The following is a 17408-nucleotide window of genomic DNA, read 5'->3' on the forward strand; positions in this document are numbered from 1 at the left end:
TGTGGACCCGCTACGCCTTGTCGCCCTGGAACAGATGCGCAACGGCGTAGTCGATGAACACCCGCAGGCGTGCACTGGGATGGCGCCCACCGGGCCATAGCAGCGAGAACTGCCCCTGGTGCGTGGGCAGCGCAGGCAGTACTCGTTGCAGGCGGCCATCGGCCAGCGCGTCAGCAGCGAGGAAGTCAGGCATCCAGGCCAGGCCCATGCAACCGATCGCAGCGGCCAGCACGGCCTCCATGTTGTTGCAGGTCATCGCCGTGGGAAGGCGCGCTCCGGCATCGCCTTCGATGCCCGGCAGCTGCCAGGGATGCAGCTTTCCGGTGGTGGGGTAACGGAAACGCAGCGCGGTATGCATGCGCAGCTCGCTCACATCACCGGGCGTGCCATGCGCCTGCAGGTAGCCCGGCGCCGCACAGAGGATGAAACGAAAGCCGCCCAGTCGCCGTGCGGTCAGGCTGGAATCGGCCAGTTCACCACTGCGTATCACCGCGTCCAGGCCTTCGCTGACCACATCGACGATGCGGTCGTTGAAGTCCAGTTCCAGCTGCACCTGCGGATAGCGTTGCTGGAAGCCGGGCAGCACCGGCAGCAGGAAGCGGTACCCGATGGTGGGCAGGCCGATGCGCAGCAGCCCGCTGGGGGCATGCTGTCGCTGCGCCAGGTCCGCCTGTGCTTCGGAAAGCTCGTCCAGTGCACGCCGACAGCGCTGTAGCAGCAGTTCGCCTTCGTCGGTGAGATGCACGCGGCGGGTGGTGCGTTGGAACAGCCGGGTGCCGAGCTCCTGTTCAAGGCGGGCGATGCGCTTGCCGACCGCCGACGCGGACAGGCCAAGTGCACGCGCAGCACCCACGATGCTGCCGGCCTCCGCGGTGCGGACGAAGGCGAGCAGGGCAGAAATGGAGTCCATGCGGGGCATGATTACGGAACATTGAGACGCAATCAATGTCCATCGAGCCTGTTTTTCAGGAATAGCGGCCTGTCCATCATCAATGCCCCTGATGGATGGAGGCCCGCATGGCCCCGGTTTCGATGCTCCCTGTACCTGTCCAGACGCAGCAGCGCTGGACCCTGCTTGCCGTCTGCCTGGCCGCACTGGCGTTGCCGTTGTCCTTCTCGGCCGGTGCCGTCGCGGTGCCCGCGCTGGCCCGTTCCGTGGCGTCGTCGCCGAGCGTGCTGGCCTGGGTGACCAACGCCTTCATGCTCACCTTCGGCAGCCTGCTGCTCGCTGCCGGTGGCCTGGCCGACCGCTATGGCCGGCGGCGGTTGTTCCTGCTGGGCACAGCAGGCTTCACCGTCGCCACGATCGTCGTCTGCCTCGCGCCCACGCTGCTGTGGCTGGATCTGGCGCGTGGGTTGCAGGGCGTTGCCGCCGCAGCGGCGTTGGCGTCCGGCACGGCTGCGCTCGCGCATGCCTGGCAGGGGCCGATGCGTGGCCGTGTGTTCGCCCTGCTGGGCGCCACATTCGGTGCGGGGTTGGCGCTGGGGCCGCTGCTTGCGGGTCTGCTGCTGCAGGCATTGGGATGGCGCAGTGTGTTCGCCGTCGGCGGCGTGCTGACATTCGCCGCCTTCGTACTGGGCGCGCGTGTGTTGCCCGAAAGCCACGGTGAACGCGGGCGGCTGGATGTCGGCGGCATGCTGGGCTTCAGCCTGATGCTGGCAGCGTTGACCCTGGCCCTGCTGTGGCTGGGCGAGTTCGGCCTGCATACCGTGCGCGTGCAACTGGCGCTGTTGGCGACGCTGCTGCTGGGCGCAGCGTTCATCTGCATCGAACGACTGCACCGCTCACCCCTGCTGGACCTCTCGTTGTTCTCGCAACCGGCGTTCCTCGGTGTCCAGCTGCTGCCGGTGGCGACCTGCTTCGGCTACGTGGTGCTGCTGGTGGTATTGCCTCTGCAGCTGCTGGGTGTGCACGGACAGAGCGCGACCCTGGTGGGGCTGCAGATGCTGGCCCTGTCCGCGCCGATGCTGGTGCTGCCGATGCTGGCTGCGCGCTGGGCGGAGCGCGTTGGAAGTGCGCGGCTGTGCACGCTGGGACTGCTGGTCTGTGCCTCTGGCCTGTACCTGTTGTCGCGCCATGCATCGCAGCCGTCGCCTTCGCAGTGGGTGCCGTGGCTGATGCTGGTCGGTGCAGGGACGGCCTTGCCATGGGGGCTGATGGATGGGCTGTCGGTCAGCGTGGTGCCGGTACAGCGTGCGGGCATGGCCGCCGGCATCTTCGGGACCGTGCGTGTAGCCGGTGAGGGCATCGCATTGGCCGCAGTCACTGCCTTGCTTGCGCTGCTGATCGGCCATCAGCTGCAGGGGGCGTCGCCGGCATCGCTGGCGCGTGCCGGTGCCTATCTGGCCACCGGGGCGCGGGAACAGGCGCAGGCACTGCTACCGGCGATGAGTCGCATGCAGCTGCAGCACGCCAGCAGTGAGGCGCTGGCAACACTGCTGCGTGTACTGGCGCTGCTGACCGCCGCATGTGCTGCGTTGTTGCACCTGTTGCTGCGGAAACGTAAAGACGCGTTGGTCGGGCGTACTGCGTAGCAGGCTCATCGCCCGCCTTCGCCGTCATCCCGTTGTCGTGTCCCGCTCACGCTGCCTATGCCCACCCGGGCCTAGGCTTGGTCGTCCCCGTCCCCCACGGAGACCTGCCATGTGGCTGCTCGATCATCTCTGGCCTGGCCGTCGACCGCTTCCTCCCCCGGCCGCGGATGCGCCACCGGCACCGCCGCGCCGGCCCTGGCTGAAACGCCCGGCGCGGGCGGGGCGCAGCGGCATGGCGCCCTGGCAGAAGGTGGCCACCCCGCCGCGGCGCACGCGCCACTAGCCGGTGCGGTCTGATGGGTGGTTGACCCCATCGCTGACCGGGATCACCCCCAACGCGAACGGGTCGATGCCTTCCAGGCAGGCCACGTTGTAGCCGTACTGGTCGGGGTTGGAGCGGCGCCGGTGATGGGTGTAGATGCCGCACACGCCACAGAAGTAGTGCTCGGCCACATGGGTGTTGAACTGGTACATCCGCAGATGGTTCTGCCCGCGCAGCACCTGCAGGCCCTGGCGGGGGACGCTGGCGGCGATGGCACCCCGGCGCCGGCACATCGAGCAGTCGCAGCGGCGGGGATCGACGATGCCGTCCGGCAGGTCCAGCAGCAGCTCGACGGTGCCGCAGTGGCAGGTTGCGCGGTGCTGGGGTTGGACCGGAACGCCGGCCACGGAAGTGATGCCCATCATTGCTCCTGTGTGATCCGTCTGGCCGCGGGGGCCGCCGCAGACGGTGCGCCGGTGTGCCTGAACGGGCCGTAGATGCCACGGTGAACCCGCTTGTGGCTAACTATGCGGCTTCAGGACCGCGACAGGATGCCAGTGAAAGCCGCAGGACGATGGATGACAGGAAGTGCCATGGCGCTGCTGGCGCTGTGGGTGACCGGGCTGCTGGCCTATCAGTTGCCGGGGCCGGGCTGGCTGGCTACCGGCGTCGCCGGGCTGTGGCTGCTGGTTGCGCTGTGGGTGTCGTGGCGGGTCGCGCGTGGCCGTGCCTCGCGCCGCCTGGGCCTGGCGTTCGGGGCATCGCTGGCGCTGGCCGGCCTGTGGTGGCTGCTGCTGACCCCGCGCCAGGACCGCGTGTGGGCCGATGACGTGGCCCAGCGCCTGCACGTGGTGTCTTTCGATGGCCGCCACGTCGTGCTGGACAACGTGCGTGATTTCACCTGGCGCAGCGAAACCGACTACGACGCCCGCTGGGTGCGCCGCGAGTACGACCTGGACCAGTTGCGCTCGGCCGATCTGGTGCTGTCGTACTGGATGGGCCCGGCCATCGCCCACACCCTGATCTCGTTTGGTTTCGAGGACGGTCGCCACGTGGTGTTCTCGCTGGAGATCCGCAAGGAGCGCGGTGAATCGTTCTCGGCGCTGGGTGGCTTCTTCCGCAAGTTCGAGATGACCCTGGTAGCTTCGGAGGAGACCGACATCATCCGCACCCGCACCAACGCGCGCGGCGAGGACGTCTATCTCTACCGCCTGCATGGCATGGACCGTGCGCAGCTGAAGGAGCTGTTCGCAGCGTACATCGCGCAGGCACGCGAACTGGATGCCAAGCCCGGCTTCTACAACACGCTGACCAGCAACTGCACCACCATCGTCTTCGACCTGGCCCGGCACATCGCACCGCGCCTGCCGCTGGATTACCGCCTGCTGCTGTCCGGTTACCTGGCCGAGTACGCGCAGGAGGTCGGCGCGCTCGCTCCAGGTGTGCCGTACGCCGAGCTGCATGACAAGGGCCGCATCACCCAGCGCGCGCTGGACCTGGGCAGCGGCGACCATTTCTCCACCGTAATCCGCCAGGGCGTGCCCGGCACCGAGCAGGACCCGCAGTAATGACCCGATTCCTCCCACGCCGCTGGCAGCGCCTGCTGCCGGTGTTGTTCGCTGCCTTCCTGCTGCTGGGTAGCAGCGGTTGCGCGATGGTTACCGTCAAGCAGGTCAAGTCCAGCGATTCGCTGGTCAACAAGCGTGCCGACGTGCTCAACACGGGCAAGCTCAGCCCGGCCGCGCGCGAGACGCTCAGCGCGGCAGGCCTGGACGAGTCGCAGTGCGAAAAGGACTTCCTGGTCTGCCGCAGCACGCTGCTGATGACCGACGACCTCAATGTCGAGCAGCGGTTGTCGGCGCTGTCCGAACTGTGGGTGAAGGCCGCGCTGGCGATGACGCCGAAGAAGACGGCTGCCGGCGATCCGCCGATGAGCGATGCTGCATTGGATGCCTGGCTGGAAGCGGCGCGCTATGCCTATGCCTACCTGTTCTACAGCGGCCGCTCACCGTCCGACCGTGCCTTCGAGGACCGCCAGACGCAGGTGCGCGACTATTACAACTACGCGGCCGAGAAGGCGGCAGTGGTGCTGTTCGTGCGCGCACGCGCCGCTGCGCTGGCCGGCGAGGACTACACGAAGCCGCTCACGGTCGGCAGCTGGTCGCTGGCCTCCAACTACCAGCAGCTGAACCTGAAGAGCATTCCCGCGCAGCTGGTGCCGGCCGGCACGGTCAGCTTCGTCGGCCTGCGCAGTACCTATCGCCGCGATGGCTTCGGTGCCGAGCTGGTGATGGTGATGGACCCGCCGAAGCTGGTTGCACCGGTGATCGCACCCGAGGGCCCCAAGGCCGAGGCGCCGCAGGAGGATGAGGACGACGCACGCCGTGGCCGCCGTCATCGCGATGACGATTCGGTGCCCGAGTTCAGCGAGATGTCTTCGATCAACGTCACCGCACTGCTGCGCTTCGAGGGCAGCAACCTGGACGATGTGATGCGCACGCGCCGGGTCGAGCTGGACGCTTATTCGCCCGAAGCCACCGAGCGCATCACCCTGCATGGCGAGCAGGTGCCGCTGGCCGGCAACTTCACCGCCGCCTATGGCCTGTGGCTGGCGCAGAGCGGTTTCGCCCGGCAATCGCTGCGCACCCTGTTCGGCATGAGCGAGGGCATCGGCGAACCGCACATCTACCTGATGCAGCCGTGGGACCCGAATCGTCGTATCATCTTCATGCTGCACGGCCTGGCCAGCAGCCCGGAAGCCTGGGTGAACCTGGCCAACGAGATCATGGGCGACCCCGAGCTGCGCCAGCAGTTCCAGGTGTGGCAGGTCTACTACCCGACCAATGCGCCGATCGCGTTGAACCGCTACGAGATCGCCAATGCATTCAACGACACGCTGAAGCACTTCGATCCCAACGGCAGCACGCGTGCATCGAAGGACATGGTCTACATCGGCCACAGCATGGGCGGCGTGCTGGCGCGCCTGCTGGTCAGTGACTCGGGCGACGTACTGTGGAATGACCTGCTGGCCAACTACGACCTGAAGGGCGAGCGCCTGAAGCGGGTGCAGAACAAGCTGGGGCCGTTGCTGCATTTCAAGGCGCAGCCGAACGTGGAACGCGCGATCTTCATCGCCGCGCCGCACCAGGGCACCGACATTGCCGGCAACAAGGTCGGGCGCCTGATCGGTCGCTTGGTACGCCTGCCGCTGACCATCCTCGGCAAATTCGAGGATGTGTTCCTGGCACTGGCGCAGGCCGAACAGCAGGTCGATGGCACGGCCAAGCCGAAGATTCCGAACAGCATCGACAACCTCAAGGCCAGCGATCCGTTCGTGAAGGCCGCCGCACAGCTGCCGATCGAAGCGGGCCTGAAGTACCACTCGATCATCGCCCAGCGCAAACCGGAACTGCCGGTGGACAAATCCGATGACGGGCTGGTGCCGTACTGGAGCGCGCACCTGCCGGGTGCGTTGTCGGAGAAGGTGATCATTTCCGGCCACAGCGTGCAGGAGACCCCGCAGGCGGTGCTGGAAGTGCGGCGCATCCTGCATCGGGACATCGATGATGTGGGGGCCGGTACGCGGTAATGCCGGTCCCTGGCCGTCATCATCTGGACATTCCAGCGTTCGTGAGGTTGCCGGCCAGCGGCCGGCACTACCGCGATGCGCGGCGGCGCTACACCCGTCGCGCGATCACCGTGGCCAACAGCGCAAGGCCGAAGGTGATGGCCAGGCACAGCAGGTAGCCGGTGTGCGGGGTGCTTTCCACGAACAACGCGAACAATGCGCCGGAGACCGCCAGCGCGGTGGTCACCGACAGGGCCTCGCTCAGCTGCAGTGCCGAGGTGTTGGCACCCTGCTCCCGCGGCGCCGACAACGACAGCGTCAACACCGACAGGCTGGCGTAGATCATGCCCATGCCGAAGCCGGTCACGGCCCAGCCGAGCAGCGACACCGGCAGTGGCACTACGTTGAACAGCACGGCCAGCGTGGCGGCGATGCCGACCGTCATCATCATCGTGCCGGCGCGCAGCAGCTGCTGGCGTGACCAGCCACGCTGCTGGTGGCCCTGCAGCCACGAGCCGGCGAACCAGCCCAGCGCACCGAGACTGAGTACGGCACCGGCCCAGCTGGGCGAAAGGCCACGTTCGCGCTGCAGCAGCAGTGGCAGGTAGGCCTCGCAGGCGAAGAAGGCAGCTGCCGCGATGCCACGCAGCGCGATTACGCTGGGCAGGCCACGGCGCAGGATCAGTGTTCCGGGCGGAAGCAGTCGATGTACGCAGAACAGCAGCGCCAGCACCGCCACACCGATGCAGAGCAGGGCAGGCAGGCCCGGTTGCTGACCGCCGAAGTACAGCAGCAACGCGGCCAGCGAGGCGCCGCTGGCCCAGCGCACCACCTTGCCGCGTCCATCGTCGGCGGTGCTGGGGGGACTGGGCTGCATGCGTGCCAGCGCGGGGCGCAGCAGCAGGCCTGCCGGAACCGCCAGCAATGGCACCGCCAGGAACACCCAGCGCCAGCCCAGGTGCTGCACGATCAGGCCGCTCAACGCCGGGCCGACCATCGAAGGCACCACCCAGCCGGCCGAGAAGGCGGCGAACACCTTCGGCCGCAGGTGCTCCGGGTAGCTGCGGCCGACCATCACGTACAGCGAGACCGAGATCGCACCCGCACCCAGGCCCTGCAGCAGGCGTCCCGCCACCAGCATGCCCATGCGCACGGCAAAGCCAGCCAGCAACAGGCCCAGCACGAAGCAGGCCAATCCGTACCAGAGCGGCCGTGCCGGACCACGGTGATCGGCCCAGCGCCCGGCCAGGGTCATGCCGATCACGCTGGTGGCCAGGGTACCGCCGAAGGCCAGTGCGTACAGGCGCAGGCCATCCAGCGCCTCGGCCACGGTGGGCATCGCGGCCGCAACGGCCAATGCCTCGAAGGCGTGCAGCGCGACCAGCGCGACCATGCCGAGGGTGGTGGCGCGATAGCGTGCGGACAGGATCGAGGTGTCAGCCGGCAGGTGGGCGGCGGCGGGCGAGAGGGTCGGGGGCATACGGTTCAGATGCGGGCCGCGCTTGTCAACTGGCGGCGAAGATAGCAGCATGACACCTCAACAGCAGTTGAGGTCAAGCAATGGTGTCCCAGGAACTGAGCGTGGGCGAAGTCGCCCAGCGCAGTGGCGTGGCGGTTTCGGCGCTGCACTTCTACGAGCGCAAGGGGTTGATCAGCAGCCTGCGCACTTCGGGTAACCAGCGCCGCTATAGCCGCGACGTGCTGCGCCGGCTGGCGGTGATCCGCGTCGCGCAGCGCGTGGGCATGCCGCTGGAAGCGGTCGGCCGTGCCTTCGAAAGCCTGCCCGAGGGGCGCGCACCGACCAAGGCCGACTGGGCCAGGCTGTCCGCGCGCTGGCGCACCGAGCTGGAAGAACGCATCCACATGCTGCAACTGCTGCGCGATGAGCTCACCGGCTGCATCGGCTGCGGCTGCCTGTCGCTGCAGCGCTGCCGCCTGGCCAACCCGGGGGATGTGCTTGGCGAACGCGGCGACGGCCCGATGCGCTGGGAATGACCCGCGAAAAGGGGACGGAGGGGATTATGTCGTTTGTGCATTGTCGACTTGATCCCCTCCGTGCCTTTTTTCTTACCAGACCGTGATCGTCTCGCCGCTCTGGATGCCTTCCACTGCACGCTGGAAGGCCAGCGCCGCGCGCTGCGCGCTCACCGCTTCAAAGCCCGGGAAGTAGGGTCCGTAGGCCGCCATCGATTCGATCAGCACGTTCGGGCTGACCACGTTGATGCGCAGGCCACGCGGCAGCAGTTCCAACGCGGCGGCACGCACGAAGCCTTCCAGCGCGGCATTCACCGAGGTGGCGTTGACGCCGTCACGGATCGGCTGTGCACTGACGATGCCGCTGGTCAGGGTGATCGAGCCGCCGGCGTTGAGATGGTGCTGCGCCGCCAGGGCCAGCCGCACCTGGCCCAGCAGCTTGTCCTGCAGGCCGAGGTTGAACTGCGCCGGCGCCATGTCCTGCAGTGGACCGAAGTGCAGCTTGCCGGCGGTGGAAATCACCGCATCAACCGGGCCGGTACGCGAGAACAGTTCGGCGACGCTGGTGTCGTCGGTCAGGTCCACGCGCAGTTCGCCGCTGCTGCGGCCGGCGGCGAGAATCTGATGCTGTTGGCCGAGCTGGCGGGCGACTGCCTGGCCGAGGGTGCCGCTGGCACCAACGAGAAGGATCTTCATGGCCGTTCCTTGCGTGAGGGAGTAAGCGCAGTCTGCGCCGTCACAGCGGGGTTAGGTAAGCGGCGTATGCTTTGCAGATTCCTAACTCTGGATTAGCAATGGATACCCTTCGCTGCATGCAGGCTTTCGTCGCGGTAGCCGAGTGCGGCAGCTTTGCAGGGGCCGCTGAACAGTTGCAGGTCTCGGCGGTGATGGTCGGCAAGTACATCCAGCAGCTGGAGGCGCACCTGGGCACCTCGTTGCTGCAACGGAACACCCGCCGCCAGCGCCTGACCGAAGCCGGCAGCGCCTACCTGGCCGGGTGCCGGCAGGTGCTGGAGCAGGTGCAGCAGGCCGAGGCCGACGTGGCCGGCCTGCAGGTGCAACCGCGCGGGCTGCTGCGGGTCAGCGCACCCACCACCTGGGGCAGCTGCGTGCTGGCGCCACAACTGGCCGGCCTGCTGCGCGCGCAGCCGCAGCTGAACGTCGAACTGGATCTGAGCAACCGCCGTGTGGATCTGATCGAGGACGGCTTCGACGTGGCGATCCGGGTCGGGCCGCTGCCGTCGCAGGAGGTGGTGGCGCGGCCGCTGCCACCGTATGCGATGAGCCTGTGCGCGGCGCCGTCCTACCTGCGCCGACGCGGCACGCCGCGTACGCCCGCCGATCTGGAAGGGCATGACTGCCTGAGCCATCTGGCCTGGCGCGGTGGCCACGGCTGGCAGCTGGCCAACGGTGAACAGGTGGACTGGGAAGCGCGCCTGACCTGCAATGATGGTGTTGCACTGCGCGAAGCCGCGGTGGCCGGGGCCGGGCTGGTGCTGCAGCCGACCGCACTGCTGGCCGGGGAGATTGCAGCCGGGCGGTTGAAGCCGCTGCTGCGCGACTACCTGCCCGAACCGCGGCCGATGCACCTGATCTACCTGCCCGACCGCAGGCCGCGCCCGCGGTTGCAGTGCTTCGTCGATTTCGTCATGACGATGTTGGGGCAATGAGCATCCACGCCATGCGTGGATGATGGTGGGTGCCGACGGTTGGTCGGCACACATCGGGGTCAATCATTCACCGCAGACAGCAGAGCACCGTGCATTCCAGCGGCGACAGGTATCAATAGATCCACGCCATGCGTGGATGCTGGTAGGTGCCGACCGTTGGTCGGCACACATCGGGATCAATCATTCGCCGCAGACAGTTCCTGCCCACGCACCTGCGCAGCGCGCAGTGCCGTATCCACCAGGGCCTCGAAGCCACCGGCCTGGAAGCTCTCGATCGCGGCCTGGGTGGTGCCGTTGGGCGAGGTCACGCGGCGGCGCAGTTCCGCCGGGCTTTCACCAGCCTCATCCAGCATGCGCGAGGCGCCCAGCAGAGTCTGCACCACCAGCGTGCGCGCGGCGTCGGCCGGCAGGCCCTGGGCAATACCCGCCGCTTCCATCGCTTCGGCCAGCAGGAACACATAGGCCGGGCCGCTGCCGGAAACAGCAGTCACTGAATCCATCAGCCCCTCGCTGTCGATCCACACCGTGCGCCCGGCACTGGCCAGCACCTGCTCGGCCCGCGCGTGCTGCTGCGTGTCCACCGACGGTGTGGCGAACAGGCCGGTCACACCTGCGCCGAGCAGGGCAGGAGTGTTCGGCATCGCGCGCACCACTGCCAGGTCGCCCCCCAGCCAACGCTGCAGCTGCGCACTGGTGATGCCGGCGGCAATCGACACCACCAGCGGTCGGCTCGCCTGTGCCAGCGCCTGCAGTGACTGGCAGACCTCGCGCAGCACCTGCGGCTTCACCGCCAGCAGCCAGGTGTCACCCTGCGCGGCGGCATCGCTCGCGTTGTCATGCACCTGCACGCCGAAGTCGGCGGCCAGCGCCTGGCGCAGTTCGGCCACCGGTTCGGCGACGTGGATGTGCGCGGCCGGCACGCCCTGGCGGATCAGGCCGGCGATCAGGCTGCGCGCCATGTTGCCGCCGCCGATGAAGGTGATGGAATCAGCTGCCATGGAAATCTCCTTGAAATATCAGGCCGGGCGCGGGCGCGCGCCGAACAGGGCGGTGCCGATGCGCACCAGGGTGGCGCCCTCGGCGATGGCTTCGGCGTAGTCGCTGCTCATGCCCATCGACAGCGTGTCGATCTGCGCGTGCTGGGCAGCCAGCAACTGGAAAAGTGTGCGCATGCGCACGAATGCATCCCGACGGCGCTCGGCTTCGGGCCATGGCGCGGGAATCGCCATCAGTCCGCGCAGGCGCAGGGTGGGTTCGGCGGCAATCGCTGCGGCCAGTGCATCCACTTCTTCCGGCGCACAGCCGTGCTTGCTGGATTCGCCGTCGATGTTGACCTGGATCAGCACGTTCAGCGGGCCTCGCGCGGCCGGGCGATGGCGTGCCAGCGCGGTCACCAGCTTGGGGCGGTCCACGCTCTGCACCCAGTCGAAATGGCTGGCCACGGCCTCGGCCTTGTTCGACTGCAGGTGGCCGATCAGGTGCCATTCCAGCGCCAGATGCTGCAGCGCCTGCATCTTGGCCAGTGCCTCCTGCACGTAGTTCTCGCCGAAGGCGTGCTGGCCCTGCGCGGCCAGCGCGGCCACGGCCTCGGCCGGCTGGGTCTTGGACACCGCCAGCAGGCGTGGGTCGGGCCTGCCAGCGGCCTCGGCGGCGGCATGCAGGTTGCTCAGGATCTGGGGCAGGGGAGTGGCCACGTAACGCGTTCCGTTGAATCAGGAGGCTATACTGCCGCCCGGGGAAAGATCCTTCCAGTCGAAGCCGTTATTGGGGAGTAGCCGCTCATGGATATCGCCGAACTGCTGGCGTTTTCCGTAAAGAACAAAGCGTCCGACCTGCACCTGTCCGCAGGCCTGCCGCCGATGATCCGCGTCGACGGCGACGTTCGCCGGATCAACATCCCAGCCCTGGACCACAAGCAGGTCCATGCGCTGGTGTACGACATCATGTCCGACAAGCAGCGCCGCGATTACGAGGAATTCCTCGAAGTGGACTTCTCCTTCGAGATTCCATCGCTGGCGCGCTTCCGAGTGAACGCGTTCAACCAGAACCGCGGTGCCGGTGCGGTGTTCCGTACCATTCCGTCCGAGGTGCTCACCCTCGAGGACCTGGCCTGCCCGCCGCTGTTCCGCGAAGTGATCCAGCAGCCGCAGGGCCTGATCCTGGTGACCGGCCCGACCGGTTCGGGCAAGTCGACCACGCTGGCGGCGATGATCGACTACATCAACAAGAACGAATACGGCCACATCCTCACCGTCGAGGATCCGATCGAATTCGTGCATACCTCGCAGAAGTGCCTGATCAACCAGCGCGAAGTGCACCGCGACACGCATGGCTTCAATGAAGCACTGCGCTCGGCGCTGCGTGAGGACCCGGACATCATCCTGGTGGGCGAACTTCGTGACCTGGAAACCATCCGCCTGGCACTGACCGCGGCGGAAACCGGCCACCTGGTGTTCGGCACCCTGCATACCAGTTCGGCGGCCAAGACCATCGACCGCATCATCGACGTGTTCCCGGCCGGCGAAAAGCCGATGGTGCGCTCGATGCTGTCCGAGTCGTTGCGCGCGGTCATTTCGCAGGCGCTGCTGAAGAAGGTTGGCGGCGGCCGTACCGCAGCGTGGGAAATCATGGTCGGCACCCCGGCCATCCGCAACCTGATCCGCGAGGACAAGGTGGCGCAGATGTACTCGGCCATCCAGACTGGCCAGCAATACGGCATGATGACACTGGACCAGCACCTGCAGGACCTGGTCAAGCGCAGCCTGATCACCCGAAACCAGGCCCGTGAGTACGCCAAGGACAAGCGCCTGTTCGAGTAAGGCGGGGCAGTAACGGGGCAGCGTGCGCCAGTGCGCTGCTGTTCCCGTGTTGTTTCCTCCACCGACCGTTACCTGGTAAACCGCTTTCCGGGAGCCTGCCGTGAACACCACCGCGACCACCATCGATTTCACTTCGTTCCTCAAGCTGATGGCGCACCAGCGCGCCTCGGACCTGTTCATCACTGCGGGCATGCCGCCGGCGATGAAGGTCAACGGCAAGATCTCGCCGATCACGCAGACCCCGCTCACGCCGCAGCAGAGCCGCGACCTGGTCCTCAACGTGATGACCCCGGCGCAGCGCGAGGAATTCGAGAAGACCCACGAGTGCAACTTCGCCATCGGCCTGTCCGGTGTCGGCCGCTTCCGCGTCAGCTGCTTCTACCAGCGCAACCAGGTCGGCATGGTGCTGCGTCGCATCGAGACGCGCATTCCGACGGTGGAAGAACTGAGCCTGCCGCCGATCATCAAGACGCTGGCGATGACCAAGCGCGGCATCATCCTGTTCGTCGGTGCCACCGGTACCGGTAAATCGACCTCGCTGGCGGCGATGATCGGTTACCGCAACCAGAACTCGACCGGCCACATCATCACCATCGAAGATCCGATCGAGTTCGTGCACAAGCACGAAGGCTGCATCATCACCCAGCGTGAGGTCGGCATCGATACCGACAGCTGGGAAGCCGCGTTGAAGAACACCCTGCGCCAGGCGCCGGACGTGATCATGATCGGTGAGGTGCGTACCCGCGAAGGCATGGACCACGCCATCGCGTTCGCCGAGACCGGTCACCTGGTGCTGTGCACCCTGCATGCCAACAACGCCAACCAGGCGATGGACCGCATCGTCAACTTCTTCCCGGAAGACCGCCGCAACCAGCTGCTGATGGACCTGTCGCTGAACCTCAAGGGCGTGGTCGCGCAGCAGCTGGTGCCGTCGCCCGATGGCCGCTCGCGAAAGGTCGCCATGGAGATCCTGCTCGGCACGCCGCTGGTTCAGGACTACATCCGCGACGGCGAGATCCACAAGCTGAAGGAAGTGATGAAGGACTCGGTCCAGCTGGGCATGAAGACCTTCGACCAGAGCCTGTTCGAGCTGTACCAGGCCGGCGAGATCAGCTACGAGGACGCGCTGCGTTACGCCGATTCGCAGAACGAAGTGCGCCTGCGCATCAAGCTCAGCCAGGGCGGCGACGCACGCACGCTGTCACAGGGCCTGGATGGCGTGGAGATCTCCGAGATCCGGTGACCTGCAGATCTGTAGAGTCGACTGTCAGTCGACTCTCGCGCGCAGCGCGGGATTTTCCCGGCCGGTGAAAGAGCAGTCGACTAACAGTCGACTCTACCGGGCGCGTTGGCGATTGATGAATTCCAGTCATGACCAACTGCAACGCTGCCCATTCAATCGGCAGCCCCTGCAGGCGTATCGTCAGCGTTCCCCCTCTGGAGCACGACGATGCAGACACGTGAACTCGGCCGCAGCGGCCTGAAGGTTTCCGCCTTGGGCTTGGGTTGCATGGGCCTGACCCATGCCTATGGCCAGCCGGTCGAGCGCAGCCAGGGCATCGCCCTGCTGCACGCTGCCGTTGAACGCGGCGTGACCTTCTTCGACACCGCCGAAGTGTACGGCCCGTACACCAATGAAGACCTGCTCGGCGAGGCCCTGGCGCCTTACCGCGACAAGCTGGTGATCGCCACCAAGTTCGGCTTCAGGGATGCGCGCACCGATACCGGCCTGGACAGCCGCCCCGAGAACATCCGCGCCGTGGCCGAAGCCAGTCTCAAGCGCCTGCGCACCGACCATATCGACCTGTTCTACCAGCACCGTGTCGACCCGAACGTGCCGATCGAGGACGTGGCCGGCACCGTGCGCGACCTGATCGCCGAGGGCAAGGTCGGCCACTTCGGCCTGTCCGAGGCCAGCGCCACCACCGTGCGCCGTGCGCACGCGGTGCAGCCGGTGGCTGCCGTGCAAAGCGAGTATTCGCTGTGGTGGCGTGAACCGGAGCGCGAACTGCTGCCGGCCCTGCAGGAACTGGGCATCGGCTTCGTGCCGTTCAGTCCGCTCGGCCGTGGCTTCCTGACCGGTGCGATCAACGCCGACACCACCTTCGACGCCAACGATTTCCGCAACAGCGTGCCGCGCTTCGAAGTGGAAGCCCGCCGCGCCAACCAGGCGCTGGTGGATCGCATCAGTACGATTGCTGCAGCACGCGGCGCGACCCCGGCGCAGGTGGCGCTGGCCTGGCTGCTGGCGCAGGCGTCGTGGATCGTGCCGATTCCGGGCACCACCAAGATCCACCGCCTGGAAGAGAACCTGGGCGCGGCTGACCTGCAGCTGGCGCCGGAGGAACTGCAGCGCATCGCGCAGGCGCTGGATGAAGTGTCGATCGTCGGTGAGCGCTACAACGCCCAGCGTGCGGCCCAGGCCAAGGGCTGATCACCGGGTGCGGACCGAGGTGGGTGCGGACCGTTGGTCCGCACACCTCATCCAGCCATCGGCCCGCGCAGCGCATCCAGCACCGTGCGCATCGCCACGGTGACGTGGCGGCGCGACGGGTAGTACGCGTAGTAGCCATCGAAGTGCGGGCACCAGTCGTCCAGCACCGACTGCAGGCGGCCATCGTCCAGCATCGGCTGCACCTGGTCTTCCGGCAGCCAGGCCAGTCCGCTGCCGGCCAGCGCAGCGGCGCGGGTCATGCCCATGGTGTTGAAGGTCCACTGGCCGCTCACGCGCACGCTCAGTTCGTTGCCGTCCTGGCCGAAATCCCACGGCATCAGCCCGCCATGCGTGGGCAGGCGCAGGGTCACGCAGTTGTGGTCTGCCAGCTCGTCCGGATGGCGTGGGACCACGTGCTGGCGGAAGTAGCTGGGTGCACCGACCACGCGCATGCGCAGCGGCGGGCTGATCGGCACGGCGACCATGTCGCGGGCCAGGCGTTCGCCGAGGCGGATGCCGATGTCGTAGCGCTCGGCCACGATGTCGGCCAGCCCGTAGTCGGCGGTCAGTTCCACCTTGAGGTCCGGATACTGCTGCAGCAGCGGCGCCAGCCGTGGCCACGCGATGTACTCGGCGGCATGGCCGGTGGCATTGATGCGGATGGTGCCGGCCGGGCGTTCACGGTATTCGGCCAGCGCGGCCAGTCCGTCCTCGATCTCGGCCAGGCGCGGGCCCAGGGTGTCGAGCAGGCGGGCACCGGCTTCGGTGGTGGACACGCTGCGGGTGGTGCGGGTCAGCAGGCGCACGCCCAGGCGCTGTTCCAGGCCGCGCATGGCATGGCTGAGCGCGGACTGGGACACGCCCAGCTGGGCGGCGGCCTTGGTGAAGCTGCCCTCGCGGGCAACGTGGACGAAGGCCTGCAGGTCGTTGAGGTTTTCGCGGGGCATGACGGGATGATACGGCTCCCGGATTGAACGGACCTGTCGATTTCCGGCTCCCCTGTTCGTCGTACCGGTACATCCAACGCAAGGAGCTTCCGCATGAGCACTGAAAAGCCCAAGGGCCCGGCCTCGTACTTCCCCTCCATCGAGAAGACCTACGGGCAGCCGGTAGCGCACTGGTTCGGGCTGCTGGCCGGGAAGAAGGGCCTGAAACACATGGAACTGGTCAGCTTCCTGAAAAGTGAGCATGGGCTGGGCCATGGCCATGCCAACGCGCTGGTGGCGCACCATCTGGCCGGCAAGGGCTGAGCAGCGGCGGGCCGGAGATCGGGCGGGGCGCATTCAGCTGAACGATTTCATCTGCAACTGTCATGCAGATCGTGTCTAATACCGCTCCCCACCTGCTGTTCCCCACCCGTATGTCCCTTCCCTCCCATGGCCCCGCGCCGTGCGACGACGCTGACGGCCACCTGGTCACCGCCGGTCCGCTGACCCCGCCGCCCGACAGCGCCGGCACCACCGCCGACGAAAAAGCGCTGCGCCACTCGATCGCCGAGGACGTGCAGGGCATGGTGCTGGCCACGATGGTGGCCTCGCTGGGCCTGGCCATCTTCGCCAAGGGCGGGCTGATGATCGGCGGCATGGCGGGCATGGCGTTCCTGCTGCACTACTCGATGGGCTGGAACTTCGGCCTGGTGTTCGTGCTGGTCAACCTGCCGTTCTACTGGGTGGCGCTGCGGCGCATGGGCTGGGAATTCACCCTGAAGACCTTCGCCGCGGTCACCGCCTGTGGCGTGCTGACCGACCTGCTGCCGCGCTGGATCGACTTCTCGCACATCAACCCGCTGTATTCGGCGATCGTCGGTGGCGCGTTGTCCGGCCTGGGCATCCTGTTCTTCATCCGCCATCGTGCCAGTCTCGGCGGCATCGGCATCCTGGCGGTGTACCTGCAGCGCACCCGCGGCTGGAGCGCGGGCAAGGTGCAGATGTCCTACGACGCCTGCTTGATGGTGGCCGCGTTCTTCGTGTTGTCGCCGTCGAAGGTGCTGTACTCGGCCATCGGCGCGGTGGTGCTCAGCCTGGTGCTGATGTTCAACCACCGCCCCGGCCGCTACATGGGCGTGTGACCGTTCAACGGGGTTGCCGGCCAGCGGCCGGCACTATCGGAACCCACGCGTGATGACGCCGGGCCATGCCCGGCGGAT

General features: G+C 67.1%; 17 protein-coding genes. 10 read left to right on the top strand and 7 right to left on the bottom strand.

What is annotated here, in order from left to right:
* Positions 1-10 precede the first annotated feature (10 nt).
* Positions 11-910, bottom strand: coding sequence for a LysR family transcriptional regulator (locus CKW06_RS05390; RefSeq protein WP_024956087.1), 900 nt, complete (start codon positions 908-910; stop codon positions 11-13).
* Positions 911-1017: 107 nt separating this feature from the next.
* On the opposite strand from CKW06_RS05390, the gene CKW06_RS05395 reads away from it, so the two are divergent.
* On the top strand, positions 1018-2535 hold the full coding sequence (locus CKW06_RS05395; protein WP_024956086.1) for an MFS transporter: 1518 nt from the start codon (positions 1018-1020) through the stop codon (positions 2533-2535).
* A 279-nt stretch (positions 2536-2814) separates the two neighbouring features.
* Here the strand turns inward: CKW06_RS05395 and CKW06_RS05400 are convergent, their stop codons facing one another.
* The gene (locus CKW06_RS05400) at positions 2815-3219 is read right to left on the bottom strand and encodes a GFA family protein (protein WP_005408360.1); all 405 of its coding nucleotides are present in this window, start codon (positions 3217-3219) and stop codon (positions 2815-2817) included.
* Positions 3220-3390: 171 nt separating this feature from the next.
* On the opposite strand from CKW06_RS05400, the gene CKW06_RS05405 reads away from it, so the two are divergent.
* Positions 3391-4365, top strand: coding sequence for an Lnb N-terminal periplasmic domain-containing protein (locus tag CKW06_RS05405; protein WP_005408361.1), 975 nt, complete (start codon positions 3391-3393; stop codon positions 4363-4365).
* Complete coding sequence (locus CKW06_RS05410; protein ID WP_024956085.1) at positions 4365-6386, top strand: esterase/lipase family protein; 2022 nt, start codon at positions 4365-4367, stop codon at positions 6384-6386. Before CKW06_RS05405 ends, CKW06_RS05410 begins: the two co-directional genes overlap by 1 nt.
* Before the next feature lie 88 nt (positions 6387-6474).
* On the opposite strand, the gene CKW06_RS05415 is transcribed toward CKW06_RS05410, so the two are convergent.
* Positions 6475-7896 carry an MFS transporter gene (locus CKW06_RS05415; RefSeq protein WP_024956084.1) on the bottom strand — a complete coding sequence of 474 codons (1422 nt, stop codon included), beginning with the start codon at positions 7894-7896 and terminating at the stop codon, positions 6475-6477.
* 29 nt (positions 7897-7925) lie between these two features.
* On the opposite strand from CKW06_RS05415, the gene soxR reads away from it, so the two are divergent.
* Positions 7926-8360, top strand: coding sequence for a redox-sensitive transcriptional activator SoxR (gene soxR, locus CKW06_RS05420; RefSeq protein ID WP_005412484.1), 435 nt, complete (start codon positions 7926-7928; stop codon positions 8358-8360).
* 72 nt (positions 8361-8432) lie between these two features.
* On the opposite strand, the gene CKW06_RS05425 is transcribed toward soxR, so the two are convergent.
* Positions 8433-9035, bottom strand: coding sequence for a short chain dehydrogenase (locus CKW06_RS05425; protein WP_024956083.1), 603 nt, complete (start codon positions 9033-9035; stop codon positions 8433-8435).
* Between the two features lie 98 nt (positions 9036-9133).
* Between CKW06_RS05425 and CKW06_RS05430 the strand changes: the two genes are divergently transcribed.
* Positions 9134-10009: a LysR family transcriptional regulator gene (locus CKW06_RS05430; RefSeq protein WP_024956082.1), complete on the top strand. Its 876-nt coding sequence runs from the start codon at positions 9134-9136 to the stop codon at positions 10007-10009.
* 176 nt (positions 10010-10185) lie between these two features.
* Here CKW06_RS05430 and proC read toward each other — a convergent pair whose 3' ends face one another.
* Entirely contained in the window at positions 10186-11007 is an 822-nt protein-coding gene (gene proC / locus CKW06_RS05435; protein ID WP_024956081.1) for a pyrroline-5-carboxylate reductase, read from the bottom strand.
* Between the two features lie 18 nt (positions 11008-11025).
* Positions 11026-11703, bottom strand: coding sequence for a YggS family pyridoxal phosphate-dependent enzyme (locus CKW06_RS05440; protein ID WP_024956080.1), 678 nt, complete (start codon positions 11701-11703; stop codon positions 11026-11028).
* 87 nt (positions 11704-11790) lie between these two features.
* Between CKW06_RS05440 and CKW06_RS05445 the strand changes: the two genes are divergently transcribed.
* The 3 genes from CKW06_RS05445 to CKW06_RS05455 all read left to right on the top strand — a co-directional run bounded on the left by CKW06_RS05445 (position 11791) and on the right by CKW06_RS05455 (position 15262).
* Positions 11791-12828 (top strand): type IV pilus twitching motility protein PilT, encoded by a 1038-nt coding sequence (locus CKW06_RS05445; RefSeq protein ID WP_004147099.1) that lies wholly within the window; start codon positions 11791-11793, stop codon positions 12826-12828.
* 148 nt (positions 12829-12976) lie between these two features.
* A complete protein-coding gene (locus CKW06_RS05450) occupies positions 12977-14071 on the top strand; it encodes a PilT/PilU family type 4a pilus ATPase (RefSeq protein ID WP_043033789.1) in 1095 nt (364 codons plus the stop codon).
* Between the two features lie 207 nt (positions 14072-14278).
* Positions 14279-15262 carry an aldo/keto reductase gene (locus tag CKW06_RS05455; protein ID WP_024956079.1) on the top strand — a complete coding sequence of 328 codons (984 nt, stop codon included), beginning with the start codon at positions 14279-14281 and terminating at the stop codon, positions 15260-15262.
* Positions 15263-15309: 47 nt separating this feature from the next.
* Here the strand turns inward: CKW06_RS05455 and CKW06_RS05460 are convergent, their stop codons facing one another.
* On the bottom strand, positions 15310-16209 hold the full coding sequence (locus tag CKW06_RS05460) for a LysR family transcriptional regulator (protein ID WP_024956078.1): 900 nt from the start codon (positions 16207-16209) through the stop codon (positions 15310-15312).
* Positions 16210-16302: 93 nt separating this feature from the next.
* Between CKW06_RS05460 and CKW06_RS05465 the strand changes: the two genes are divergently transcribed.
* Positions 16303-16512 (top strand): DUF4287 domain-containing protein, encoded by a 210-nt coding sequence (locus tag CKW06_RS05465; RefSeq protein ID WP_005412490.1) that lies wholly within the window; start codon positions 16303-16305, stop codon positions 16510-16512.
* A 110-nt stretch (positions 16513-16622) separates the two neighbouring features.
* A complete protein-coding gene (locus CKW06_RS05470; protein WP_024956077.1) occupies positions 16623-17330 on the top strand; it encodes a YitT family protein in 708 nt (235 codons plus the stop codon).
* The last annotated feature ends 78 nt before the right edge of the window (positions 17331-17408 follow it).

It is taken from the genome of Stenotrophomonas maltophilia (genome assembly GCF_900186865.1).
In the GTDB taxonomy this organism is placed as follows: Bacteria; Pseudomonadota; Gammaproteobacteria; order Xanthomonadales; family Xanthomonadaceae; genus Stenotrophomonas; species Stenotrophomonas maltophilia.

What these genes read in the sequence shown, in the direction of transcription:
- CKW06_RS05400 (WP_005408360.1), bottom strand. Translation starts at nt 3,219, where the DNA reads ATGGGCATCACTTCCGTGGCCGGCGTTCCGGTCCAACCCCAGCACCGC.
- CKW06_RS05395 (WP_024956086.1), top strand. Translation starts at nt 1,018, where the DNA reads ATGGCCCCGGTTTCGATGCTCCCTGTACCTGTCCAGACGCAGCAGCGC.
- CKW06_RS05410 (WP_024956085.1), top strand. Translation starts at nt 4,365, where the DNA reads ATGACCCGATTCCTCCCACGCCGCTGGCAGCGCCTGCTGCCGGTGTTG.
- CKW06_RS05390 (WP_024956087.1), bottom strand. Translation starts at nt 910, where the DNA reads ATGGACTCCATTTCTGCCCTGCTCGCCTTCGTCCGCACCGCGGAGGCC.
- CKW06_RS05445 (WP_004147099.1), top strand. Translation starts at nt 11,791, where the DNA reads ATGGATATCGCCGAACTGCTGGCGTTTTCCGTAAAGAACAAAGCGTCC.
- proC (WP_024956081.1), bottom strand. Translation starts at nt 11,007, where the DNA reads ATGGCAGCTGATTCCATCACCTTCATCGGCGGCGGCAACATGGCGCGC.
- CKW06_RS05415 (WP_024956084.1), bottom strand. Translation starts at nt 7,896, where the DNA reads ATGCTGCTATCTTCGCCGCCAGTTGACAAGCGCGGCCCGCATCTGAAC.
- CKW06_RS05455 (WP_024956079.1), top strand. Translation starts at nt 14,279, where the DNA reads ATGCAGACACGTGAACTCGGCCGCAGCGGCCTGAAGGTTTCCGCCTTG.
- CKW06_RS05430 (WP_024956082.1), top strand. Translation starts at nt 9,134, where the DNA reads ATGGATACCCTTCGCTGCATGCAGGCTTTCGTCGCGGTAGCCGAGTGC.
- CKW06_RS05450 (WP_043033789.1), top strand. Translation starts at nt 12,977, where the DNA reads ATGGCGCACCAGCGCGCCTCGGACCTGTTCATCACTGCGGGCATGCCG.
- soxR (WP_005412484.1), top strand. Translation starts at nt 7,926, where the DNA reads ATGGTGTCCCAGGAACTGAGCGTGGGCGAAGTCGCCCAGCGCAGTGGC.
- CKW06_RS05460 (WP_024956078.1), bottom strand. Translation starts at nt 16,209, where the DNA reads ATGCCCCGCGAAAACCTCAACGACCTGCAGGCCTTCGTCCACGTTGCC.
- CKW06_RS05465 (WP_005412490.1), top strand. Translation starts at nt 16,303, where the DNA reads ATGAGCACTGAAAAGCCCAAGGGCCCGGCCTCGTACTTCCCCTCCATC.
- CKW06_RS05425 (WP_024956083.1), bottom strand. Translation starts at nt 9,035, where the DNA reads ATGAAGATCCTTCTCGTTGGTGCCAGCGGCACCCTCGGCCAGGCAGTC.
- CKW06_RS05470 (WP_024956077.1), top strand. Translation starts at nt 16,623, where the DNA reads ATGTCCCTTCCCTCCCATGGCCCCGCGCCGTGCGACGACGCTGACGGC.
- CKW06_RS05405 (WP_005408361.1), top strand. Translation starts at nt 3,391, where the DNA reads ATGGCGCTGCTGGCGCTGTGGGTGACCGGGCTGCTGGCCTATCAGTTG.